The 25,165-nt window shown below is 39.3% G+C and carries 24 protein-coding genes; 21 read left to right on the forward strand and 3 right to left on the reverse strand.

Annotated elements, in window-relative coordinates; genetic code table 11:
• Window positions 1–72: 72 nt before the first annotated feature.
• The 6 genes from CEF13_RS13415 to CEF13_RS13445 all read left to right on the forward strand — a co-directional run bounded on the left by CEF13_RS13415 (window position 73) and on the right by CEF13_RS13445 (window position 6,329).
• Window positions 73–978 carry an NAD(P)/FAD-dependent oxidoreductase gene (locus CEF13_RS13415; RefSeq protein ID WP_102711156.1) on the forward strand — a complete coding sequence of 302 codons (906 nt, stop codon included), beginning with the start codon at window positions 73–75 and terminating at the stop codon, window positions 976–978.
• 546 nt (window positions 979–1,524) lie between these two features.
• Window positions 1,525–2,127 (forward strand): histidine phosphatase family protein, encoded by a 603-nt coding sequence (locus CEF13_RS13425; RefSeq protein WP_102711158.1) that lies wholly within the window; start codon window positions 1,525–1,527, stop codon window positions 2,125–2,127.
• A 378-nt stretch (window positions 2,128–2,505) separates the two neighbouring features.
• The gene (locus tag CEF13_RS13430; protein ID WP_102711159.1) at window positions 2,506–3,513 is read left to right on the forward strand and encodes a phosphotransferase enzyme family protein; all 1,008 of its coding nucleotides are present in this window, start codon (window positions 2,506–2,508) and stop codon (window positions 3,511–3,513) included.
• A gap of 56 nt (window positions 3,514–3,569) precedes the next feature.
• Window positions 3,570–4,112: a GNAT family N-acetyltransferase gene (locus CEF13_RS13435; RefSeq protein ID WP_102711160.1), complete on the forward strand. Its 543-nt coding sequence runs from the start codon at window positions 3,570–3,572 to the stop codon at window positions 4,110–4,112.
• 350 nt (window positions 4,113–4,462) lie between these two features.
• Window positions 4,463–5,482, forward strand: coding sequence for a phosphotransferase (locus CEF13_RS13440; protein WP_102711161.1), 1,020 nt, complete (start codon window positions 4,463–4,465; stop codon window positions 5,480–5,482).
• A gap of 19 nt (window positions 5,483–5,501) precedes the next feature.
• Window positions 5,502–6,329: a GNAT family N-acetyltransferase gene (locus CEF13_RS13445; RefSeq protein ID WP_102711162.1), complete on the forward strand. Its 828-nt coding sequence runs from the start codon at window positions 5,502–5,504 to the stop codon at window positions 6,327–6,329.
• 37 nt (window positions 6,330–6,366) lie between these two features.
• On the opposite strand, the gene CEF13_RS13450 is transcribed toward CEF13_RS13445, so the two are convergent.
• Window positions 6,367–6,975 carry a zinc dependent phospholipase C family protein gene (locus tag CEF13_RS13450; RefSeq protein ID WP_102711163.1) on the reverse strand — a complete coding sequence of 203 codons (609 nt, stop codon included), beginning with the start codon at window positions 6,973–6,975 and terminating at the stop codon, window positions 6,367–6,369.
• A gap of 311 nt (window positions 6,976–7,286) precedes the next feature.
• Between CEF13_RS13450 and CEF13_RS13455 the strand changes: the two genes are divergently transcribed.
• The gene (locus CEF13_RS13455; protein ID WP_102711164.1) at window positions 7,287–8,762 is read left to right on the forward strand and encodes a protein adenylyltransferase SelO; all 1,476 of its coding nucleotides are present in this window, start codon (window positions 7,287–7,289) and stop codon (window positions 8,760–8,762) included.
• 63 nt (window positions 8,763–8,825) lie between these two features.
• On the opposite strand, the gene ligD is transcribed toward CEF13_RS13455, so the two are convergent.
• A complete protein-coding gene (gene ligD / locus CEF13_RS13460; RefSeq protein WP_102711165.1) occupies window positions 8,826–10,091 on the reverse strand; it encodes a DNA ligase D in 1,266 nt (421 codons plus the stop codon).
• Between the two features lie 153 nt (window positions 10,092–10,244).
• On the opposite strand from ligD, the gene CEF13_RS13465 reads away from it, so the two are divergent.
• The 8 genes from CEF13_RS13465 (at window position 10,245) to CEF13_RS13500 (ending at window position 18,723) form a co-directional block, all read left to right on the forward strand.
• Window positions 10,245–10,790 (forward strand): sigma-70 family RNA polymerase sigma factor, encoded by a 546-nt coding sequence (locus CEF13_RS13465; RefSeq protein ID WP_102711166.1) that lies wholly within the window; start codon window positions 10,245–10,247, stop codon window positions 10,788–10,790.
• Complete coding sequence (locus CEF13_RS13470) at window positions 10,783–12,072, forward strand: DUF4179 domain-containing protein (protein ID WP_102711167.1); 1,290 nt, start codon at window positions 10,783–10,785, stop codon at window positions 12,070–12,072. The genes CEF13_RS13465 and CEF13_RS13470 overlap by 8 nt, the downstream gene beginning before the upstream one ends.
• Window positions 12,073–12,247: 175 nt before the next feature.
• The gene (locus CEF13_RS13475; protein ID WP_102711168.1) at window positions 12,248–12,571 is read left to right on the forward strand and encodes a hypothetical protein; all 324 of its coding nucleotides are present in this window, start codon (window positions 12,248–12,250) and stop codon (window positions 12,569–12,571) included.
• A 222-nt stretch (window positions 12,572–12,793) separates the two neighbouring features.
• A complete protein-coding gene (locus CEF13_RS13480) occupies window positions 12,794–13,816 on the forward strand; it encodes a LacI family DNA-binding transcriptional regulator (protein ID WP_102711169.1) in 1,023 nt (340 codons plus the stop codon).
• A gap of 186 nt (window positions 13,817–14,002) precedes the next feature.
• Window positions 14,003–15,241: an ABC transporter substrate-binding protein gene (locus CEF13_RS13485; protein WP_102711170.1), complete on the forward strand. Its 1,239-nt coding sequence runs from the start codon at window positions 14,003–14,005 to the stop codon at window positions 15,239–15,241.
• Between the two features lie 76 nt (window positions 15,242–15,317).
• Entirely contained in the window at window positions 15,318–16,184 is an 867-nt protein-coding gene (locus tag CEF13_RS13490) for a carbohydrate ABC transporter permease (protein WP_102711171.1), read from the forward strand.
• Window positions 16,184–17,002 (forward strand): carbohydrate ABC transporter permease, encoded by an 819-nt coding sequence (locus tag CEF13_RS13495; RefSeq protein WP_102711172.1) that lies wholly within the window; start codon window positions 16,184–16,186, stop codon window positions 17,000–17,002. The genes CEF13_RS13490 and CEF13_RS13495 overlap by 1 nt, the downstream gene beginning before the upstream one ends.
• 38 nt (window positions 17,003–17,040) lie before the next feature.
• Complete coding sequence (locus tag CEF13_RS13500) at window positions 17,041–18,723, forward strand: glycoside hydrolase family 13 protein (RefSeq protein ID WP_102711173.1); 1,683 nt, start codon at window positions 17,041–17,043, stop codon at window positions 18,721–18,723.
• A 206-nt stretch (window positions 18,724–18,929) separates the two neighbouring features.
• On the opposite strand, the gene wecB is transcribed toward CEF13_RS13500, so the two are convergent.
• Window positions 18,930–20,084 carry a non-hydrolyzing UDP-N-acetylglucosamine 2-epimerase gene (gene wecB / locus CEF13_RS13505; RefSeq protein ID WP_166742782.1) on the reverse strand — a complete coding sequence of 385 codons (1,155 nt, stop codon included), beginning with the start codon at window positions 20,082–20,084 and terminating at the stop codon, window positions 18,930–18,932.
• A 307-nt stretch (window positions 20,085–20,391) separates the two neighbouring features.
• On the opposite strand from wecB, the gene CEF13_RS13510 reads away from it, so the two are divergent.
• The 6 genes from CEF13_RS13510 (at window position 20,392) to CEF13_RS13535 (ending at window position 25,131) form a co-directional block, all read left to right on the forward strand.
• Window positions 20,392–20,775 (forward strand): nucleoside 2-deoxyribosyltransferase, encoded by a 384-nt coding sequence (locus CEF13_RS13510; RefSeq protein WP_102711175.1) that lies wholly within the window; start codon window positions 20,392–20,394, stop codon window positions 20,773–20,775.
• A gap of 74 nt (window positions 20,776–20,849) precedes the next feature.
• Window positions 20,850–21,947: a VOC family protein gene (locus CEF13_RS13515; RefSeq protein WP_102711176.1), complete on the forward strand. Its 1,098-nt coding sequence runs from the start codon at window positions 20,850–20,852 to the stop codon at window positions 21,945–21,947.
• Between the two features lie 89 nt (window positions 21,948–22,036).
• Complete coding sequence (locus CEF13_RS13520) at window positions 22,037–22,456, forward strand: VOC family protein (RefSeq protein ID WP_102711177.1); 420 nt, start codon at window positions 22,037–22,039, stop codon at window positions 22,454–22,456.
• 103 nt (window positions 22,457–22,559) lie between these two features.
• Window positions 22,560–23,063 carry a peptide ABC transporter substrate-binding protein gene (locus CEF13_RS13525; protein WP_102711178.1) on the forward strand — a complete coding sequence of 168 codons (504 nt, stop codon included), beginning with the start codon at window positions 22,560–22,562 and terminating at the stop codon, window positions 23,061–23,063.
• A 129-nt stretch (window positions 23,064–23,192) separates the two neighbouring features.
• Window positions 23,193–24,200 carry a phosphotransferase enzyme family protein gene (locus CEF13_RS13530; protein WP_102711179.1) on the forward strand — a complete coding sequence of 336 codons (1,008 nt, stop codon included), beginning with the start codon at window positions 23,193–23,195 and terminating at the stop codon, window positions 24,198–24,200.
• 37 nt (window positions 24,201–24,237) lie between these two features.
• Window positions 24,238–25,131: an alpha/beta fold hydrolase gene (locus CEF13_RS13535; RefSeq protein ID WP_243864453.1), complete on the forward strand. Its 894-nt coding sequence runs from the start codon at window positions 24,238–24,240 to the stop codon at window positions 25,129–25,131.
• The last annotated feature ends 34 nt before the right edge of the window (window positions 25,132–25,165 follow it).

Below are 25,165 nucleotides of genomic sequence, written 5' to 3' on the forward strand. Positions count from 1 at the left end.
TTTACACAAAAATTAAAGATATAAAAGATCCTTAATAGTTGTATACATTCTAAATAAAAAGGGTGATTAATGATGAATAATTTCGATTGCATTATTGTAGGGGCAGGCCCAGCTGGATTAAGTTCTTGTCTAACTTTAGGGAGAGCAAGAAGGAAAGTTGCCTTATTTGACGATGGAACGAATAGGAATAGAGTTACACATGAATCGCATGGATTCATTACTCGTGATGGGATTAAACCACAAGAGTTCAAAGAAATAGGGCTAAATGAAGTGAAAAAATATCCATCTGTATCTTATTTTAATCACACCATTACTGAAATAATCAAACCTAAAGTTGATCACCGATTTATTGCCAAAACCGTAGATGGACAATCATTTTTTTTCGAAAAAATAATATTAGCGACAGGTGTTCAAGAGGTATTTCCTATTCAGAGTGTAAGAAATTATTATGGTAAAAGCCTTTTTAGCTGTCCCTATTGTGATGGGTGGGAGCTGCAGGATAAGCCATTAATTGTCTTAGCAGAAAAGGAAGAGCAAGCACTTCATATGGCGAAAGTAGTCTATAACTGGTCAAAGGATTTAGTAGTTTTGACAAACGGGAATGAGCTTTCCAGCGATGGAGTAAAAGAGCTAACAAAACGCAATATAACTGTAAAAATGGAACCCATAAAAAACTTAATTGGTGATGACGGTTATCTACAACAAATTGAATTGGAATCAGGAGAAATGATTTTAAGATCAGGTGGGTTTGTAGTGCCTTCTTTTTATCGCCCGAACCAATTTGTTGAAAAGCTAGGATGTGAAATTCAAGAAAATGGAGTAGTTGTAACAGATGGGACCGGCCGTACAACACAAAAAAATATATATATTGCTGGTGAAACGGAGAAATCAGGCCCAACTTCTTTAATCATTGCAGCTGCCGATGGTAATAAAGCAGCAATTTCCGTTAACTCAGATCTTATTCTGGAACGCTTCTGAATGGGTTAAGCGGATGCAGCTTTATTCTAAAAGGACTGGGACCATTAAAGTGAAAAGTATGCTTCCAACAAAGCAAGTGATTAAAGAAATTTTATAACCACGTTTTTTTGCGAAAATGACACTAAATAAAGCTGCTAAAAAGGGAATGCCCCACAAGAAATAAGGTAAGAATTGCATTCCAATGTTATACAGATAATCGATATAAAGAATACTCCCAATTAATATCCATAAAATAGAGAATAAAAGACCAACCATTATGTTGGAAAATATTTTACCTGTACTCACGAAATCCCTCATCTCAAAGCTTAGTCTCTTTTACAGTAAGCAAGAAAGAAGTGACTAGCTTATCTTGCTTATTCGACGTTGTGTTCTCATATTCCTTGCTAGCTAAGTAGCGGAACCAAGCAAGAAATGCTTGCCACTATTGACTAATAGCTAGTTCATTATTTAAGTTCTAGTATTTTAATTTGCGATGCAATATAATTTTATTAGATATATATCTAATTAGACATACGCCGAACTAGAATGGAGTAAGGAGTTGGTGTAGTGGGTACAAATTTCTATCTAGTCAGACATGCTAACAAACAAAACGGAATTGGAGATGTCGCTATATCGTCCGATGGCATATTACAAGCTCAAGTGACGGCACGGCATTTGAGTGGGCTGCTGCCGGTAAAGAAGATCGTCAGCAGCCCACTTAAAAGGGCAAGAGAAACAGCCTTAATCATTGCGAACAAATCAAACGCAGCTATTTCAGAGGATATTCGTTTGCGTGAGCGTGCCAACTGGGGAGACATACCTGGACAAACATTTGAGGCATTTGTTCAGATGTGGGAGCGATGCACAACTGATCGTGACTTTATACCTCCAGTAGGTGATTCGGCGAGAATGGCAGGTGAGCGTTTATCTACGTGTTTATTAGAATTGGCAAATGAAAATCCACAGGATACTATCATCATTCTCACCCATGGTGGGTTGATAACTGATTTCTTGGTGAATGTAATCTCCGATGAAGAATTAAGAAGGAAAAACCCGAATATTATAGCGGAGCAAAGTTATTTAATCAAAGAGTGTTCAATAACAAAAGTACGTTGCGAGGGTGGTATTTTTATTTTAGATGACATTGGATGTGTTGAGCACTTATTGTGAGTAGTCGAATGTACCATGAACTATGGTAAGGTAAATGAGTTGACAATTACCCAACATCTGGATAAGATCGTACCATATTCATAATATTTCAATTCGAAAAGAGGCTTAAGTATGTCACCGGGCTTTCGTTTCATTTAGTAGAGGAAATAAGACGCATATGATTTTTTATCCCGAAATTAGGGTTTATTTCATTTTGCGTTTTTATCAACTAATGAGATGGAGGCTTTTGTATGCCCAAATTAGTGGTACGGGGACTTCTTTGCCCATTAATAAGCGTATGCCTAAGCAATAGATGGGGTACTTCTCGTCAAATTCTTGGGCTATTTGTATTCCCTGCCTCCATCTCATCTTTTATCTAAAACAGTGGAGGTATAATATATGAAAAGTAGGCTCTCTTTAAACAATGAGATGCTTGAGAGTGCAGCAAAACTTTTTGGCATTAGCAGCAGCCAAGCCTCTTATATTGGAGGAAGTCAGAACATTGTCTACGAGTATACAAAGGATGGAAATGCTTTTATTCTGAGATTAACTCCAAGTGAAAATCGGCCAGAATGTCTAGTCCAGAGTGAGCTGGATTGGATTAGATTTCTGGTAAGTAAGGGCATTTCAGTTTCAAAACCTATTCTCTCGAGGAACGGTCAATTGACAGAGCAGATACAATTTCCAGATGGTTACTATACCTGTGTTTCTTTTGAAAAGGCTAGAGGAAGAAGGAGCGAGTACCCGGAGTGTTTACAGGATCATACTCTGTATGAGCAGTTAGGTCGGTTGAATGGGAAACTGCATCATTTGTCAAAAATGTATCAACCTCAAGATCATATTGTCAGAAGACATGAATGGAGCGAAAATTGGTTCCTACGAAACATAGATTTGCTTCCAAAATCACAAGTTTGCATTCGTAATAGTTACTTCAAATTGTTAAAAACGATAAGTGAATTACCAAAAGATAATAGCTCATATGGGCTTATACACGGAGACATCAATGTTGGAAACTTTAGAGTAGATGAACAGGGAGAAATTACACTTTTTGATTTTGATGATGCTCAGTACAGTTGGTTTGTAGAGGATATAGCGATACAATTGTATTATCTTGTTTATGTTTTTGGCGGTGATGACGGAAAAGAGCTCAGAGTGGAACAAGCCCACCGATTCATGAATCACTTTATGAAAGGCTATATTCTGGAGCATTCATTAGATGAGTATTGGATTAAACAAATACCATTATTTCTAAGACTGAGAGAATTAATTGTATATATTGGTTCGTTTAGAAACTGGGACGGGGATGAATCATTCAGCAGCTCAGATAACCAATGGTTTAAGGATTGGATTGCAGAAAGCAAACAAAGAATAGAAAACGTAATCCCTATTGTGAATATTTGGGGGTAACCATTTATGTGATAAAATTCGAGCAATTGCAAATTACGAATTAGGAGGTGTTGAATATGGAAATTACAATCAGACAAGAACGATTTGATGATTATAAAACCACCGAAGAAGTAGTAAAGAATGCATTTGCTAATATGGAGTTCAGTGATCAAGCAGAACATGAATTAGTATCTCGAATTAGAAAATCCGACACTTTCATCCCTGAATTATCTTTAGTAGCCATTACTAAAGATAGTGATAGTACCGAAATCGTGGGACATATTCTTTTATCTACAATAAAAATTATAAATGACAATCAAAGTGCAGAATCACTTGCTCTTGCTCCTGTTTCTGTATTACCCCATTACCAAAGAAAAGGAATAGGAAGACTGTTGATTCTCGAAGCATTACGAATAGCTAAAGAACTTGGATACCACTCTGTTGTGGTACTCGGACATCCACAATATTATCCGAAATTCGGCTTCAAACGTGCATCTTCATGGGGAATAAGGGCACCTTTTGATGTGACAGATGATGTATTTATGGCATTAGAGCTGCAAGAAAATTCGCTCGATAAGGTTTCAGGAGTTGTTGAATATCCTTCTGTTTTTTTTGAATAGGTTCAAACATACGTACATTGATATCCGCTTTTTTTAAGCGGATTTTTTTAGTTAAGTAACATCTTATTCAAGGTCATAGAAAGAACATTTACACCTTTCTGTGGAGCGTATTCAAAATAAATCATTGGAATCACATTATTAAGAAATCAGTTAAAAAATAGGGCTGATAGCTCAATAAAGAAGTAGGAGGGTATTTTTCAGTTATAGCTAACGTTAACCATATCCTTGTAGATAGATGGAGTATAATTTAATTACATAGCTGTGGAAATTAATGTTCTTTACGTTTTCATTTAAGGGGATATTGTTTATGACGTTAAATAATTTATATATACAAAATGAGGAGTAACAAAATGAGTGATATTCAATATAATTTGCAATTTGAAAAATTATGTCATAGTTTGCAGCTAGGTGAGTTAGTCAACGAGCCTGCACAACTGGTAGGCGGTTTTTTACACAGAATGTATGCTATCCAAACTACTCAAGGGAAATATGCGATAAAAGCATTAAACCCTCAAATCATGCTTAGACCTGCGGCCATGAACAATTTCATCCAATCAGAACAGATTGTTGCTTTTTTAGCCGATAAGATTCCTGCTCATCCAGCTAAGAGTTATCGTGGCTCGACTATTCAACAATTAGATAATCAGTTTTATCTTATATTCGATTGGGTAGACGGTCAAAGTCTTAAGCCTAATGAAATCAATAAAACCCACTGTAAAAAAATAGGTACTTTTCTTGCGGAAATACATAAGACGGACTTTTCAGATTTAGGCATCATTAATGAATGGTCATATAACGATCAGCTAACAGATTGGAATGACTATTTGCAAAAAGGAAAAGAAAATAATTGTGACTGGGTTAATCTACTGTTTGATCATATCGATAAGCTTTATGAATGGAATACAAAGGCGAATGAATCAGCAAAACGGCTTGCATCCGATATGGTTATTAGTCATAGGGATTTAGATCCGAAAAACATTTTGTGGAACCAAGACAATCCTATTCTTATTGATTGGGAATCAGCTGGCTATATTAATCCAATGCAAGACATGACTGAAACTGCTATTTACTGGTCTGAAGAGGAAGGAGGAAATATTGACAAAGAAAGATTTTTGGCTTTAATAGCTGGATATACAAAAAGATACGGAAATGTACAAGCGAATTGGAGAATGGTATTAAATAATGGTTTTTTAGGCAAATTAGGGTGGCTGGAATATAGTTTGAAAAGGTCATTATGGATTGAATGTACAGATGAAGAAGAACAGAAGATGGGAACCGAACAAGTAACGGGAACTATAAACGCTATTAGACGTTATGCTGATATGATTTCTGAATTAGAAGAATGGCTTGTTATGTTGGATTATGATTGAGTGGAAAGGGTGAATCCTATTGATTTCTGAATTAGATCCAAAAGATTTTTATAAGTGCAGAGGTTTATTAAATGAGCAAGGACATTTAGAAGTGAAAGCAGTCATTGAAGGAGTTAATCCTGGCCGGGTATTCGTAGACAATAGCGATTCACCTGCAACGGGGCTTATTTGGTTAGGTAATAATGATGGGTTTTTCTTTATTGGCGATGAACAAAATAATAGGTTTAATGATGAAATTAACAATATTATAGATCATGTAATTATTCCGGAAGCAAAGAAGCTGCAATTAAACTGTTTTATTGGCATTGGCAATCATCAAAGATGGAATAAAACTTTCGAAAAAATATTTGAACATCGTCAAGTGGAAACATGGAATCAAAAAGTATATAAGTTGGAAAAAAGTAATTATAAGAGTAACGCAGAGCCTTCGATTAAACCAGATTATACTATTTTAAAAATAAATGAAGCTCTTTATATAAACAATGATAACTCACTTGAAAACATTGAATTTTTACATTCCAAAATATTAGGGTTTTGGTCTTCACCCGAGAGTTTCTTTAATAAAGGGATTGGTTATTGTGTTGTTTACGACAATAGTATTGTAAGTGTATGTTATTCAGGATTTGTAGCTGGAAATGTGCACTGTATGGACATAGAAACATTAGAAACTCATCAAGGTAATAGATTAGCTCTAAAAATAGCCCACTATGTTGTGAAAGAGTGTTTAGAGAAGGGGATCGTTGCTTATTGGGATTGCATGGAGTCAAATAAGCCTTCGAAGGCGGTTTCAGAAAATATTGGATTTACGAATGTATTTAATTATGTTGTACATAAATTTCCTTTTTAGAACTAGTGGAATGTACATGGTTCCCCATACAAATATATTAAGCAAGTATAGGTTTTACATGCAATAAGCCCAAATCAACTGATGTCTCGATATAACCAACGATCTGATCAAACGTAAAAACATTAAGTTTCTCATTTAGCACTTCCTTATCGTATTCCATGTCGCCTAATACAAAAGGAATGAATTCTTCAACATCCTTGGACTTCACCTCTTGCAAATCAAAGATTTCGGGAAGACATCTGAGCATTGTTCTCAACTGATCTGTAAAACCATAGTGTTCTAATAATTTTCCATTCAGCAATCTGAAATCATTATGGGATAACTGATATAATTCATTATTAGCTTCCATTCTGTTTTTCAACCAAGGAAGATTAAAACCTTTCAGCCATATATCATCAGCGATTAAATGTGTAAAATATCCTAATATATAATGACTTTCTACCTGTGAACGATATTTATGTAAAAATCCTTTATAATCAATGTATCTTGAATAATCTCGTACTTCACCTTTAAAGAAATGTGATAGCTCTTTTGGTGAAACAGCATCTGGAGCAATGCTTCCAAGTAAAAATGCTGTTCGATCTTCTATCGATAAACACTCTGCAATTCTATTAGCAATAAGCAAGTGCATAATTCTTGAACCCATAATTCCCCGCACCCTTCAATAAATTTCTTCTATAACTATTCTGCTCTGTTAGTTGAGTAACATTATTGTAAATTGTTACAAATCTAGTTTATCATAGGTAGAATTTATTGAAAACATGCTCATTATATAACGAGTTCAACTATCAGCAGAGTATTTATCAGTTAGAATAAAGTGCACGTTCTCTATGGGAAAAGAGTATAATTAATTGGCAAAAGCAAACACTAAATGGGCTGTCTTATGTGATAAAGAACTTAAAATATTTTAATGCCTATGCTTTTTTTATAAAATGACAAAAGATTGAAGGAGATATAATGACAGAGACAAAAGCATTAAATGATAAAGGATGGAACTTTGACAACAGCTATTCGCGTCTTCCGGATTCCTTCTTTACAAAGCAGGGTCCAACCCCTGTACGTTCACCGAAATTGATCATTCTAAATGACAGCTTAGCTGCATCACTAGGTTTGAACGCTGAAGCACTACGAAACGATGATGGGGTCGAGGTATTTGCTGGAAACCTGATTCCTGAAGATGCTTTGCCTCTTGCCCAAGCTTATGCAGGGCATCAATTCGGGCATTTCAATATGCTAGGGGACGGCCGGGCTGTGCTGCTGGGTGAACAAATTACACCATCGGGTGAGCGAGTTGATATTCAGCTTAAAGGTTCAGGTCGAACGCCATACTCCCGCGGTGGAGATGGTCGAGCAGCACTTGGACCGATGCTGCGCGAATATATCATCAGTGAAGCTATGCATGCGCTAGGTATTGCTACCACGCGCAGCTTAGCTGTAGTAACAACCGGTGAGTCATTAATCCGTGAAACCGAGCTGCCTGGTGCGATTCTGACCCGGGTGGCTGCTAGTCATATTCGCGTGGGTACTTTTCAATTCGCGGCAAGATGGGGAATGGAGGAGAACATTCGGGCTCTGGCAGATTACACAATACAGAGGCATTATTCAGAAATGGAAGCTGATGAGAACCGCTATCTTTCCCTGCTTCAGGAAGTAATCAAGCGTCAAGCTGGACTGATTGCCAAATGGCAGCTCGTCGGCTTTATTCATGGAGTGATGAACACAGACAACATGTCTATCAGCGGAGAAACGATTGATTATGGTCCTTGTGCATTTATGGATGTCTATAACCCAGCAACGGTATTCAGTTCCATTGACGTCCAAGGGCGCTATGCCTATGGCAATCAGCCGCATATTGCGGGATGGAATCTCACGAGATTTGCTGAAACGCTCTTGCCGCTGCTGCATGATGACGAGGAACAGGCGATTAAACTGGCCGAGGATGCACTTTCAGAATTTACCGAATTGTATGATCGTAATTGGCTCGCGGGTATGAGGGAGAAACTGGGAATCTTTAACGAAGAGCTAGAGGATGAATCCCTCGTCAAAAGCCTGCTCACTATGATGGAGAAGTATCGAGCGGACTATACGAATACCTTTCGCGCATTAACTTTTGATCAGTGTCAGGATACGGAGCTGTTTGGTGCCGCGGAATTTGCTCAGTGGCACGAGCTGTGGCAGTCGAGATTAGACAGGCAGCAGGAATCAAGAGATTCCTCTCACCAGCTGATGCGCAGCAGCAATCCCGCGCTAATTCCGCGCAATCACCGGGTGGAGGAAGCACTAGATGCCGCGGTTAAGCAAGGAGACTACAGCGTGATGAAGCGGCTTCTTCATGCTCTATCGACCCCGTATGCGCACTCTACAGAACAAGCTGATTATACTACATTGCCTGCGTTATCAAGCCGTCCTTACCAAACCTTTTGCGGAACCTGATTGCTACTTTATTAAATTTAGGGAGGCAGCTTATGACTGAACGAGTCATAGCTGCTTCCTTTTTTATTTCACCTTTACCTTATCTTTCAACATGGATAGGACTGGAAACAAAGAACGATTATCTGTCTGGAAAAAATTTCTCATCGGACAATCCCCGTTTGCCAATCGATTCAATACATTGGGAATATTGAATTTTCCAGCCGTTAACTGGTCGTTCACTTCATGCCAGTAAAGTGGAGTTGCCACTGTCGCTTCTTCATTTCCTCTAGTGGAGTAAGGGCAAATGATTGTTTTCCCTGCCGCAAACTGAACATAATCAATGTAAAGCCTAGCACCACGGTTTTTTTTCAGCCTTTCAATCGTAAAATCCTCAGGATGCTTCTGTACCAAATAATCCGCTAAGAAGGATGTCAATATTCTTATATCTTCATAAGTTAGGGAAGAGCTTCTCGGGAGCGGGATATGGATTTGCAGCCCTTTGCCGCCTGACAGCTTGGGGTAGCTGATGAAGCCGAAGCTGTCGAATACGGTTTTCAATTCCAGAGCTGCCTTCACAGCAAGAGGGAAGTGGTCACGGCTTGGAGGATCCAGGTCCAGAACGATTTCCAAGGGCAAATCCGTATCAATCGTTTGGAATGGAATATGGTATTCGATCGCCAATTGGTTGCCCAGCCAGATTAATGTTGATAATTCATTGCAAACAATATTTACAATGCCGTTTCTTTCCGAGGTTTTAATGAAGTCTGGAGCATAATCTGGGCAATTCCGCTGATAGAAGGATTCTCCGTGTATTCCTTTCGGATAACGAATCGTAGTTAAAGCTCTGTTCTGCAAAAAGGGCAGCATGTATGGGGAAATTTGTATGAGATAAGCAACAAAGCTTTCTTTATCGATTCGTGGATTATCCCATATCACTTTATCGGGATGAGTTAGATTGAATGGTTCTTGAACGGCGGCGTTTTCAATTATCATTTTATTCCACGTACAAGCCTTCCAATCCATAGAAAAGCGGAACGCTTGAAATGCAGGGTTCATTAGCTTTCCGTTTTCAATCGATTCAAACGTTAATTCAACACAAATGCCAGGGCTAACCCAAACCATAGGATGTTGAGTCCGAACGGAATTGGCTAGAACAGTCTCTTTCAAGGTTTGCCTCTCGGCCTGCTTAATTCCGTGAATAAAGCTTCCAAACGGCTGTACCTCATCCTCAAAATGGAGACCAACCATAAAGCTTTCATCCAAGGTATGATAGCCCATTACAATAAAAACACCCTGATACAAGCTCACTCTTCTGGGAAGCAGAAACTTAGCGATTCTATTCTCTTCCATAAATCTTCTCCTCATCCATTTCATCGCATATGTGTTTAGATTGCCCCTCTACATACAAAAGAATGCTGTTTCCTTAACCATATTAAAATTAATTATTTTGAAAATGAACTTTTTTTCACTATCATTACTCTTATAGGGGAGAGAGGTGAAGGCATGAATGTAGTCCGATTGGTGAGAAGAGCGAAAAAGGGAAGTAAAGAGGCATTACTTCAATTAATAATGTCTGAAAAAGACGTTTATTATAAGCTCGCTTTCACCTATATGGGTAATTCGCATGATGCTTTGGATGCGATGGAGGATATGATTGTTAGATTATATGAGAAGATCGATCAGTTGAAGAAAGAAGAAGCTTTTTACAGCTGGAGTAAAACCATTTTGGTAAATAGCTGCAAAAGCTTGCTTCAAAAGCGAAATAAGCTGGTGTTATTCGATGATTGGAATACGACGAACGAGAAGGTACTCCCTCATGCCTTGACCAGCGATCCTTATAGCAGCAGCGATCAGCAAATGGATATGCAAGCATTGTTAATGCACATCAATAACCATCAAAGAGAAGCGATCCAATTAAAATATTTGCATGATCTCGATTACCAAACGATAGCTGGCATAACTAATGTTTCGATTGTGACCGTTAAATCTAGGATCTTTCAAGGATTGAAAAGGCTGAGAGATCATTATAGGGGTGATGTTCATGAATAACATCGAGAAACGATTAGCTGAAGAGAGGATGCGAATGGAGTCCATAACCGTACCTGATGAATTAGAAATGAGATTAAGAAGTGCTTTAAATACGGCTGCACCAAAAAGAAAGAAACGAATAGCAGCAGTATGGAAGATTGCAGCAGTCATATTAGTAGTTGTCGTTTTATCTGGCAATAATTACAATGCTTTTGCTTATTACGGTAAGCAGCTGCTTGGATTTGATGAATTAATTCATGGTACTTTAAAACAACTAAATGATGAAGGCATGGGACAAATCGTAGATGAAAGGACCCATTTAGAAGATGGAACCGAACTTATCATTAACGGTATTATGACAGATGCCAATCAACTAATCATGTATTACACGTTAACCAATCCAAATGGAATTGAGGAACAGCAGGGTGACCATTTTCGACTATCAAAAATCAGTGGTTTTCTTACAGATTCAAACGTAGGAGGCGGCACATCATTAATCAATGAGGATCATACGGAGATGAAAGGCACAATGTCTTTCGATAGCGTAAGTCCATTTTCCAAAAAATTAACGCTGCACTTTTGGCAGATTGTACAGAACGGTCAGATGGCTGAGGGTACGATTACTTTTCCTTATAATCCAAATGCTGCGTTGCAAACGAAGATTAAACAGTCGATAAATAAGAGCTTTAAAGTCGACAAAGGTTCGATCACATTTCGCTCGATAACAGCTACTCCAACAATGACCGTAATAGATGGAACGTTGAATGTAGCAAATTTTGATAGAGTCAGATTGGCGTTAGACAGCATTGAATTAAAGGCTAATGGAATTCCTATCGAAATAATCGGTTCTGGCATTCAATCTTCATTTAGAGGAATGAAGTTTGACATTAGCTATGATACATTGCCCAAACAGCTGGATTCATTAGAACTTGTAATGAAACAGTTTGTAGGTTACGAGAAGCTAAACGAAAGGATATCACTTGCGTCCTTAAGCGATGAACCGTTAATACTTGATGGAAAAGAATTATGGGTGAAGAAGGTGTCAACGACTTCAAAAGGAGTTGAAATCACAATCGCTACTGCTGAGGATGTGATGCTTGATGGTGTATCTATAGAAACGGAAAACGAGATAACGTCTTTAAAAACGACAGTAAATCAGAACGTTTCGGAGCAAAAAAACGGGCAATTAATGAAGGAACGTACTTTGTTATTTGATACAGTAATTGAGCCGGAATATCTTCTAATAAAAGGTATGCATTACATGAAAGCATACAATAACGTAATTAAATTAAAAGTAGATTAATAACGGGAGTTGTGGAAATAGCAGAAGGAAACCACCTAAAAAGAGGTTATTAGTTCATTTTCGCGAATGTATCATTTTTTAGCGGAAATTCACTTTTAAAGGAGGTTTTCTTCTGAAACCACGTCTTACTCATGTTGATAGCATTTATCTGGCTGTGCATAATCGAAGACAATCGATGGAATGGTTTAAAAAACATTTTTGTTTGGAACAAGATGATGAGAACAGATTAAAGATTGGGCATGTAGAAGTGTTCTTTTTAGAAACTTTAGATGATTCAACTACAAATATATTAACGAAAGACTGGTCATTGGGTAACGATCACTTTGTCATGCCAGCATTTTGTTTCCGCGCAGAAGAGATACAAACACTTTATCATGACTTGGTATTAAATGATGTACGCACTGAAGAGTTGCAGGATCACGGATGGTTTGTTGAATTTGATTTCTATGATCTTGATAATAATAAGTTTAAAGTATGGGAACCAAAAACAAGTCACTAATTTTGAAACGAAAATAAAGCAGTTCGGATTACCAGTGGGATTAGCATAATATTCGGTCTGCTTTATTGTCCTCGTGTTTGGAACAACAAATAAAAATGTTGAGAGTTGACAAAAAAAGCTGCAGCATTTATATTTTGAGTAATCGTTTACGTAATCGGATTTGTTATTTAAATCTCGCTATAAACGTTTGCGGTATCTATGACGGATAAAAGAGGGATTGATATGCAGCCCAAATATCCAAACAATCCAACGATTAAAGATGTAGCTAAGAGAGCCAATGTCTCTATCGCCACGGTCTCAAGGGTGCTTAATAATCTTTCTGGGTATTCGGACAAGACGAAGCATAAGGTGAATCACGTTATTCAGGAAATGGGTTATCAGCCCAATGCAATCGCTCGCGGTCTCATCAATAAGCGTACTCAGACAATCGGCGTATTGTTTCCGAGTGTATCAAGTTATTTCTCTTCGGAAATTCTGCATGGTATCGAAGAGTATGCCAATGATAACAACTACAGTGTTTTCGTCTGCAATACCGATGAAGATGGCAAGCGAACGATGAAATACCTGCAGGTGCTGCGGGAAAAGCAGGTGGACGGTATTGTTTTCTCCAGCGAGAAGCTGAAGAAGGAGTATTATGATGTCATGCAAGCGATGGAGATCCCTGTAGTGCTAGTCTCTACTAAGGCTGATTATGCTTCCGTACCATATGTTAAGGTGGACGATCAGCAGGCTGCATATGATGCAGTGGAATATTTGATTGACAACGGCCACCGGGAGATTGCCATGATCGGTGGGTCAAAGAAAGATGAAGTGGCTGGAACACCGAGAATAAAAGGATATCAAAAGGCATTAGAGCATAATGGGATTCCTTTTAGGGAGCATTATTTGGCGTATGGAAATTTCAATTTTCATGGTGGGTGTGTTGCAATGGAGAGTCTCCTGCAGACTGCGCCGGAAGCGACAGCAATATTTGTAGCCAGTGACGAGATGGCGATTGGTGTTCTCACGGTGGCTGCCAAGCATGGATTGAAGGTGCCAGAGGATCTTTCTATTATCGGCTATGATAACTTAAAGCTTGCGGAAATGGTTGTGCCACCGTTGACCACAATGAATCAACCACTTTATGAAATGGGCAAATCTGCTGCAGAAAAGCTTATTTACATGATTAACAGTGGTCATGTTGCAGATAGTACCATCGTGCCTCACAGGGTTGTCGAAAGACAAACGGTAAGGAGACTTACCTGAGTCTTTTTTCAATATTGAGTAAACGTTTACGTTCACATCAAGTAATTTTATCAAATGACAGAGAGGGGGCGTGTAATATACGGGATGGCTTATTGAATTTACGTAAACGTTTACCTTCCCTACATGAAATGTGATTAATAGCAGATAATAAGGTAAAACCCAAAAAACTCTTAGGGGGATTCAAGGATGAAAAAAGGATTTAAACTTATTATGGCTGGCTTACTGGCTACCTCTTTACTTAGTGCATGCGGAAATAACAAGGCTTCGGAAGGCGCTGCGGCTGGTACGGTAAAGATTGAGTTCTTCCAGAACAAGTCTGAAGCCAAGGCGTCCTTCGACAAGCTGATTGCCAAGTTTAATGAGGCAAATCCCAATATCAAGGTATCCCAGGTCAATCCGCCGGATGCGGAGACCGTTCTCAAGACACGTGTAGCGAAAAAAGACATTCCCGATGTAGTTGGACTTGGTGCAACCGATACATTCTCGACTCTTGCCAAAAGCGGACTATTCGAAGATTTCTCACAGGACCCGCTCATTGCTAACATTCAGCCCGCTTATCTCGATATGCTGAAACGCATGACCGGACTTACTGAAATTAACGGCATTCCATTCTCCACGAATGCGAACGGTGTAATTTATAACAAAGCGATCTTCAAGGAACTGAACCTTACAATTCCAAAAACATGGGATGAGTTCATTGCTGTTGCGCAAAAGGTAAAGGATTCCGGCAAGAATGCCTTTTATTTGACCCTGAAGGATGCATGGACAACGCTGCCTGCTTTTAACGCTCTGGAGAGCAACGTTGTAGGCCTTGATTTCTTCAAGGAACGTGCGCAAGGCACTGTAACTTTCAAGGATACGTATCGTGAGGTCGCCGAAAAGCAGTTGAAGTTGTTGGATTATGCTCAAAAGGATATGTATGGAAAAGGCTATAATGATGGCAATACCGCATTTGCTAAGGGTGAATCAGCAATGTACCTGCAGGGCGTATGGGCTATTCCGGAAATTCAAAAGGCCAATCCAGATATAGATCTAGGGGTATTCCCCTTCCCTGGAACAAATGACCCAGCCAAGAACAAGCTTGTATCCGGTGTGGATACGCTGTTGACCGTTGCCAAGAGCTCGAAACATAAAGAGGAAGCTAAGAAGTTTGTAGACTTTCTATTGCAACCGGATAATGTTAAACAATACATCTCCGAGCAAAAATCATTTTCGGCTGTGACGGGAGTTACGCAAGACGATGCCAGTGTTGCTGACCTTAAGGAATCGTTGGAAAGCGGAAACCTAGTCGACTTTGCCGATCATTATATCCCCGCAGCGATGAAAGTGGAGACGATCTTTCAGGACTTCATGCAAAAGAAAGACATCAATGCTTACTTAACCAAACTGGATACCGAATGGGATAAAGTAGCTAATCGCAAATAACACGAACATGTGCGAACAATAGGGCGGAAACTGATCTGTCCTATTGTTCTCTGCTTTTGAGAAGGGAGATTTGCTCATGGCTAAACGCCGTACCGCCTTTTATTTGATGACCATACCAGCATTGCTGTTGTTTTTTGCGTTCCATACGTACCCCGCGCTTCAGGGGATTTTTTATTCGTTTACGAATTGGGATGGATTCAGCAGCAGCTACGATTTTGTAGGCTTCAAAAATTTTGTGAATATCTTTCAAGACGATAATGTAATTAATTCGTATATGTTTACATTTAAGTACTCTATTGTTGTGACCATCTTTATTAATATTCTCAGCTTAATGATTGCGCTGGGACTGAACTCCAAGATCAAATTCAAGAACTTCTTCCGCGGGGTGTATTTCCTGCCGAATATTTTGAGCGTGCTAATCGTTGGATTTATCTTCAATTACTTGTTCTCTAACGTATTTACCGTATGGGGAGCCAAGCTTGGAAGTGAATTTCTATCGCAAAATATTCTCGGAAACGCCAATTGGGCGTGGGTCGGGATTGTTATAGTAGCCGTATGGCAGGGGATTGCGTTTAACACGATTCTATATCTCGCAGGACTCCAGACCATTCCCCAAGACTTGTATGAAGCCTCAAGTCTGGATGGAGCCAGCCGCTGGAGAGAATTCTGGAGCATCACCTTCCCATTGCTAGCTCCGTCTTTTACCATTAACATGGTGCTTGCGATGAAAGGGGCTTTGATGGTGTTCGACCAGGTTGTTGCTCTGACAGGAGGCGGACCAGGACGGTCTACGCAATCTATTGCGCTCCTTATTTACACAGGAGGCTTTCAGGGTGGGGAATTTGCTTATCAGTCGGCGAATGCTGTGATTTACTTTATCGTTATTGTCGTGATCTCCGTGCTCCAGCTTAAATTTTTACAGAAACGGGAGATGGATTTGTGATGAGAAAACCGACGAATTGGCTTCTGACTGTACTCATTGCGCTTGGCTCACTGCTCATTTTGTTTCCGCTGTATATGACGATCAGCATTGCGCTGAAGAATTCCGAGGAAATGGCCGCCTCGATCTTTGCATTACCAACGGGACTGCATTTTGAAAATTTCACTCGCGCGATTGAGGCAACGAATTTCTTTAATGCTTTTAAGAATAGTGCGATGGTGACTGCTATATCAGTAGTAGTCATTTTGCTGACTAACTCTTTGGTGGCTTATGCAATAGCGAGAAATATGAATATGAAATTTTTCAAAGGACTGTATTTTTATTTTATCAGCGCTATGTTCATTCCGTTCCAGATCATTATGCTGCCCGTGGTCAAGGTGACGACAGACCTGCATATGAACAATGTGGCGGGTCTGATCATTCTGTATATCGTATATGGATTAGCATTTAATGTTTTTGTTTATGTTGGATATATTCGCTCCATTCCCTACGAGCTTGAAGAGGCGGCAAACGTTGATGGAGCATCGGTCTGGGGGACCTATTGGAAAATTATTTTTCCGCTGCTTGCCCCAATCAACGCTACGATCGGAATTTTATCCTGCCTGTCATCATGGAATGATTTCATGTTGCCGCTCATTCTGCTGGGCGATCAGAATTCCTATACACTTCCACTGGTGCAGTATGTGTTCCAGGGACAGTTCGGCACTGATTTCAATCTGGCCTTCGCTTCATACCTGCTGGCCTTATCGCCAATGGTCGTTGTCTATCTGTTCGCACAGAAGTGGATCATTAACGGTATTACCCAAGGCGCAATTAAATAATAAAAGTTTCTAATACTTAAGGTCAGGAGAGGCTAGAGATGGAGAGAAAATGGTGGAAAGAAAGTGTAGTTTATCAAATTTACCCTCGCAGCTTTATGGACAGCAATGGTGATGGCATTGGTGACATTAAAGGGATTATTCAGAAGCTGGATCATCTGCAGGATCTTGGCATTGATGTCATCTGGTTGTCGCCTGTATATCAATCCCCAAATGATGATAACGGTTATGATATCAGTGACTACAGAGGTATTATGGATGATTTTGGGACAATGGGCGATTTCGAGGAAATGCTGGAGGAAGCGCATAAACGAGAGATCAAAATCATGCTGGATCTGGTCGTGAATCATACCTCGGATGAGCATAGTTGGTTCATGGAATCACGTTCGTCGAAGGATAGCCCCTACCGTGATTACTACATTTGGAGGCCGGGGAAAGAAGGAAAGCCGCCGACCAATTGGGGCGCGGCTTTCGGAGGCAGTGCATGGGAGTATGATCCATCTTCGGATGAGTATTATTTGCACCTGTTTAGCAAAAAGCAGCCTGATTTAAATTGGGAAAGTCCGGATTTAAGAAAAGCTGTTTACGATATGATGTTGTACTGGCTGGACAAAGGCGTCGACGGTTTCCGGATGGATGTGGTTAATTTTATTTCCAAGGATCAACGTTTTCCGGATGGAGTGGTAACGGGCAATTTGTATGGCAACGGCAGCCCCTATTACATGAACGGGCCCCGTATCCATGAATTTTTGCAGGAGATGAACCATGAGGTCCTATCCAAATACGATACTATCACCGTTGGTGAAATGCCTGGCGTCAGCGCGGAAGAGGGGAAGCTCTACACAGGCGGGGCGCGTAATGAACTGAATATGGTCTTTCACTTTGAACACGTTGATGTCGGCAGTGGCAGATTCGGTAAATGGACACCGGAGCCATGGAAGTTGACCGACCTCAAGACGATCTTCTCCAGATGGCAAGTCGGGCTTGAAGAGGATGGATGGAACAGCTTGTACTGGAGCAATCATGACCAGCCAAGGGCCATTTCGCGGTTTGGGAATGATAAGGAACAGTACCGAGTTCTTTCTGGAAAAATGCTCGCCACCTGCCTTCATATGCTGAAAGGAACGCCTTACATTTATCAGGGTGAAGAAATCGGCATGACCAATGTAGCTTTTTCAGCGATTGAGGAGTACCGGGACATTGAAACCTTGAATGCGTATAAGGATTTTACGGAAGCGGGACTGCTTACCCCGGAAGAGATCATGCATGCCGTTCATGAACGTGGCAGAGATAACGCACGGACTCCCGTCCAATGGTCTAAGGATGACAATGCTGGCTTCACTACAGGAAAGCCGTGGATATCCGTAAACCCGAACTATAAAGAAATTAATGTGGAAGATGCGGTCAAGGATTCCAATTCAATCTATCATTATTATAAAAGGTTAATTAAACTGCGTAAGCAGCACCTCAATATCGTATATGGAAAATATCAGCTAATTCTGGCTGAAGACGAACAAATCTATGCGTTTACCCGAAGTCTGGATAATGATTTGATCCTAGTTATTTGCAACTTTTCACAAGAAATAGTCCGCTTTGACTTACCGGCAGACATCACATTTAAGGAAAAGGAGCTGCTTATTGCCAACTACGAGGTTGATTCTGGCGAAGAGATAGCTTCCTTTAACCTGAAACCCTATGAAGCCAGGGTTTATCGTTTGAAATAGCTGAACGTGAACTATTATATAGATGACAGGTTGATATGAATTATAATGGATTTTAAGAAAGAGGCTACCGGGGGACGGTAGCCTCTTTCTTATTCTTGATTTACTAAAATTGCACAGAGGGATAAAGAATCCAGTCATTGTATTTTCGTTTTAAGTGCCAACTTCTCCATTAGCTAGAGAGTAAGATCAACTATTAATTATCTAGACTATCCCTCGAATTTGGCTGGAAGGATGGAGATAAACCCGAAGAAGTGTGCAAGTATGTTCACAATACGTTTTGAAGCTTGTCCGTCTCCGAACGGGTTTCTTGCCTTTGTCATCCTATCATAAAAGTCTGAATCCCCAAGTAGTCTAGATGTAATTTCGTAAATCGAAGACTCCTCGGTTCCCGCTAGATAGACCGCATTAACGGCAATAGCTTCTGGTCGTTCCGTAGTGTCACGCATTAAAACAAGCGGCTTATTAAAAACAGTTGTCTCTTCTTGCAGCCCGCCCGAATCACTTAATATGAGATAGGACCGGGATAAGAGATTAATCATATCTGGATAATCCAAGGGATCAAGCAAATGAATTCTCTCATGCCCAGAAAGCATTTTAAAAGCCAGTTCACGAACTGTAGGGCTTAAATGAACCGGATAAATAACCGATACATCCGGCTGTTCGTCCACAACGCGACGTATCGCTGCAAACATATTTTCCATGGGGCGTCCGTAATTTTCCCTACGATGTGCTGTCATGGTAACAATTCTTTTTTCACTTTGAATTAAGCTAATTAACCTATGCTCTTTAAATTGGTAGTCTGTTTTATTAGTTAGTATTGCTGCATCAACTGCGGTTTGACCTGTAATAAAGATATGATTGCCACGATACCCTTCCCGCAATAAATTATCCTTACCTATTGATGTAGGTGCAAATAATAAATCGGTTACGACATCAACGATTTGCCGGTTTGCCTCTTCAGGCCACGGTGAATATTTATTATGGGAACGCAATCCTGCTTCAATATGACCAACTGGTATTTTATTGAAAAAAGCAACCAACCCGCCGCATAATGCAGTTTGAGTATCCCCGTGTACTAATATTAAGTCCGGCCGATCCTCTGCTACAATATGATCAAGGCCGGCTATAGCCGAAGAAGTGAAATAGGCTAACGTTTGGTTGTCTTTCATCAGTGCTAAATCAACATCTGGTTGGATGTCAAAATGCGAAAGCGATTGATGCAGCTGTTCTCGATGCTGCCCTGTCACGACAACTTTTGATTCGAACCATTCCGGATGCCTTTTTAGTTCCTGTACGACTGGGCACATTTTCGTTGCTTCCGGTCTTGTACCAAAAATGACCATAATCTTCTTTTTGTTCAACAATGAACCCTCCAATTTAGGAATACTCTCCAAAAACTAGCAAATATCACTATTCCTATAAAATTGGACGAAGTATTGGTCAGAAAGTTGCACTCTACTGCCTGTGAGTTAAGAAAACGACAGCCATGAATCTGGCTGCCGTTAATTCGTGTTTATTTAGAAAAAGGAAAACCTATTCTCATCAGATTATAGCTATGGTAAAATTTATGTATCATAAAATTCCAAATAAGTTAAAGGTTATTCAATTGACAAGGCATTATTATTAAAGAAATTATTGATCAAGATCCTAACGAATTGAGGAGAACATTTGAATTTTTACATAGCGTCAAGTTTTAAAAATGTTGATAACGTTCGGTTTGTTGCCAAGGCTTTGGAGTCTAGTGGATTTAAACAGACATACGATTGGACAAACCACTCCAAGGTAGATTCAATATCTAATCTTCGAATAATTGGACAGGAGGAGATGGCTGCTGTATTGGGGGCAGATGTCGTAATCGTAATGATGCCAGCGGGGAATGGCAGCCATGTAGAGTTAGGAATAGCGCTAGGATCGAAAAAGAAAATATATTTGTACTCCCCAACAGATGAATTCAACGATATTGAAACGACAAGTACTTTTTATCATCTATCTGAAGTTAAACAGTGCATTGGTCCACTGGAGGAACTAATATCCATTGTATCATCAAGCTGAGAAGATGATTCGAAAGGTTAATGAAATGAACAAAATGGAGTACAACATTTTGAAAAATAGGAAGGAAGATTTCAATGAATCAGCTAACCGTTGCGAAAGTTGCGCTCAAAAGATTAGGTTGCTTGTACATGCCAGTGGATGATGGAGTGAACATTGTCTGGCCGTGGTATGAAAACACCTTAACCAGAACGGGAACAGGCACTCGGCAACAGGATATATTTATGGACGAAGTCGAGAAGAAAGGTTTGACGAACACTTTCTTGACCGATGAATGGATTCCTGGGGAAACTTACGAGATGTTTTCTATACGCTTTGAGACAGATTGCATTGAGGAGCTGTATGAGCGAATTGCCAGTTCTGGCGTGGAAGTGGAGCCATTAATAGATGTAGATAATAAAGGATTTATGTTTTGTTTTAAAGATCCGCAGGGTCACAAGTTCCAAGTGTGGCAAAATTCTAAAACCGTAACACAACCGATGCGGCAAGGAGTTAATGCTTTTATTAGAGTGGCAGCTCTATTCTTCCCATCCAGTAATCCAGAGGCATCGTATTTGTGGTATACCGAGACATTAGGGGGACCAGTGAATGAAAAGGGACAACCAGTAACAGAAGCAGGTGAGGAAATTTACTTTATTCAATCCCTAACTCCCAAAACGTATAATTTTGAGACACCAGCGACGAGTAGTATTCGGAATATGGCGTTTGCCATGTTTGAAGTAAATGGGCTTTCCAAGCTGCATAGACAAATGATTGATCAAGGACTAAAAGTATCTTATCAAATTCAGGATAGAGGAGGGTGTGGAAGACAGTTTCAGTTATATGATCCGGACGGAAACAAGTGGGACATTTGGGAAAGGCAAACGATGGTACATTGGAGGGATGAAGGAGCAGATAGTTCTAATTGGAAAGAACGGTACCTATTTTGCGATTATTTCGGTGAGCGCCTGATGGACGAGTATTTGGAAACGCTTAATGGGCATCATCTTCGTGAGTCTGTAACTGTTGTACAGATCATGAATTATAATAAAATGCTCGAAATAGATCCTGAAGGAATACAGAAACTATTAGAATCATTAGATCAATTTTGCGAACAAAATCCTGATCGAGCGTTTCAAGTTCTCCTGCGCGAAGGCTGGTATGACACCGAACAAACAGTCGTTTATCGGGAATGAAATTGTGAAAGTTGGTTGAGGTTTATAAATGATTATATATGTCGGTGCTTTCAAAGAAGAAAATAAGAATGTGAGAGTAAGGAAAAATAATGCACGAACCTATGAAAGAGAGACTAATTAGAAGGGTGTGTTGTAATTATATTCCTGTCACCGATTGTAAGAAATCTGCTGAATGGTACGTAAAACATTTTAAATTTAATTGGGATGGTGAAGCGGGTCCAGAGAGCAGTGCCATGCTATACATGCGTGAAGGTGCAATTTTTTTAATACCCGTTAAGGATAGAAAAACGTTAAACTTCCTCACTAAAGGAGAAGATGGATCAGATTTCGAAATGTTTACAATAAATTTTGAAGTAGATGACGAATCAATTGATTCACTGTACCAGGGATTGAAAGAGGATGGGGTAGAAGTGACCGATCTTATGGATGGAGGCAACTGTGGAAGGAGCTTTCACTTTAAAGATTTGGATGGGCATAAGTTTTCTGTTGTCACACCTTATAAAGGATAATAGTTCAGCAGAACTTCGAGCTATAGGATTTATGGTAGATAGTTTAATAATACGAAACATAATCAGACTCTTTAACGTCGATACAAGTAAGGTGGTGTTAAAGTTGAAGATAAGTCTTTTTGCTATACTATTGATTCCATTACTATTACTGACTTCTTGTAGCAACAATAATGAAATAAATTCGAAGGAGTATTTGGGGGAAATATACAGCATTGCACTGGATTCCATTATGGAAAAAGATGAAGCATTAAGTAGCGATATGGAGTTCATTGCTATTGATATGAGTAATTTTGATGAGTTGAATGAACAAGAATTGAATGAGCCAAATAAGGTTCAAATTTTAAGTTATTTTGAAGGGAAATATAAAGTCGAAGCAATGGACGCTTCATATGAAAATCTGATAGAAAAAGGCTTATACAATCCTGATACGATGGTTTTAAATGGTGTACTTCTTAGGATTGAAAAAGTTGATTTTGTGTCTAATGATTTTATGTTTGAAGGATCTAAATACAGAGCTGGTGATGGTTCTGTTACAGTTAAGGGTATTGTACAGTACCATAATGGAAAATGGGTAATCAAAGATACAAAAGTGACTCAGAAAAGTTAAGTAAGGAAACTCCATTACGCTGACAGGACACGATAAGTACAGTGAATGATTGTTGCTTTTTCATTGAACTAAAGGGCTAGTTCAATCGCAGGGATATGTTTACTAAGCTAAGGAGTGACATTCCATTCTATGGATTATACGAAGTGTTCTAAGGAAGTTATACTGAAATATTCTTTTATCGACCCTATTGTGGAATTGATTCGTCATAATGAAAACATTACTTACAAAGTAACAGAAAAGGGATCTGAAGATACTTACTTGTTGCGAATACATAAACCAATTACAAAAAACATGCAGGGTGTACAAAACATGCGTGAGGCGGTTCAAGCGGAACTAGAATATTTGTTAGCTTGGTCATCCCATTCCGAATTACCTGTTCAAATCCCTGTACCGAATTTAAACGGTGAACTAGTAACAAGCGTTGTCATTGAATGCGAAGAAGTGTATTGTTCCGTCTTGAAATGGATTTTCGGGGAAACCATGTCCAAGAGAGATTTCATCAGTGAGGAAATGGTTAGTGCCTTGGGGAAGAATATTGCATATTTACATCAGTTTTCGCGAAGTTTTAAACATGGATCAACTTTTCTAAGACCCGAATATGGGATAGAGTGGATAAATAACATGTTGACCAAATTGCGAGCAGGCGAAAAAATGGGTATTTTCACAACCGAGGAATTTATAATCCTTGAAAATACATTTTCGATGGTAACCGATCGTATGAAAGGGTTGAGCAGAAGTTTCGAGACATGGGGATTCATCCATGCCGACATTCACTATAGCAACTTAATCCGCACACCAAGGGGAATTTCATTCATTGATTTTGGATTATCGGGGTTTGGATATTATGCAATGGATATCGCTTTGGGTGCCCTTTTTACTAGAAATGAATTACGGGATGACCTGCTTTCCGGCTACACTAATATAATTTCCGGAAGAATTGACATCGCTCAGCTAGAAGACTTGATGTTTTTGAATATATGCGAATACTACGCATTTCTGGTAAGTATAAAAGAAAAGCATATGTGGATACGTGAACATGTACCAAGTCTGATTGAACTTTGTAAATCTTTGCTTAAAGGCAAGACGGTTTTTTATTATATCAATCAAGTAGGCTTAACAAACGAGAGAAGCCCATAATTACAGAAAACAACGAAGGTGAAGTGATTGGATAATTATGGGTGGTGCTGATCTGAGCGAACACACAATTTATAAAAGTGAAAAAGGAAAGAAAAAGATCCTAGATTATTATGAATCGTACTTAAAACTATTTGACGTTGAATTTCAAAGGGTGTTTGTAAACACGCGTTTTGGTAAAACCCATACATTAGTGACGGGACCTGTTAACGGAAAGCCTATATTTATATTTCAGGGCGGCAACTGCATAAATCCAATGACATTATCCTGGTTTTCTTCATTATTAGATGAGTATCGGATATACGCACCAGACACTATCGGGCATCCTGGTTACAGTGCGGAAACGAGAGTTTCTGCACAAGATGAAAGCTTTGCTTTATGGACTTCTGATTTAATGGAACATTTTAACGTCGAAAAAAGTGCTTTTATAGGTCCCTCATATGGCGGGGGAATCATACTGAGAATAGCAGCTTTTATGCCGGAGAAAATGGCTTGCTCCGTTTTGGTGTCACCGGCTGGATTAAAGCTAGGCTCAAAAATGAAAATGATACAAAAGATTTTGATCCCAATGATCCTATATAATATGAACTTGTCACAAAAACAATTGCAAAAAATCGCGGATGTGATGTCGTTTAATAGCATGAAAGAATTGGATAAAAATATTATCGGCGAAATTTTTACGCATATAAAATTAGAACAAGACATGCCAAAGTTAACCGAAAAGAGAGAGCTTTTGAATTATCACTCTCCTACGATGGTCGTGACAGGTGAAAGAGATATTTTTTTCCCGGGTAAAATCACGATTGAAAAAGCGAAAGCAATCATTCCCAATTTAGTAACGGCAACGACTTATGAAATGGGTCACTTCCCATCAGAGCAATTTTTGAAGAAAATGAATATAGATATAAAACAGTTCCTCAGCGTCAACTATTAGTCTAACAAGCAATGACCGAGATAGCAGATGCTTG

Origin of the sequence: Paenibacillus castaneae (assembly GCF_002884445.1) — a bacterium.
GTDB lineage: Bacteria > Bacillota > Bacilli > Paenibacillales > Paenibacillaceae > Pristimantibacillus > Pristimantibacillus castaneae.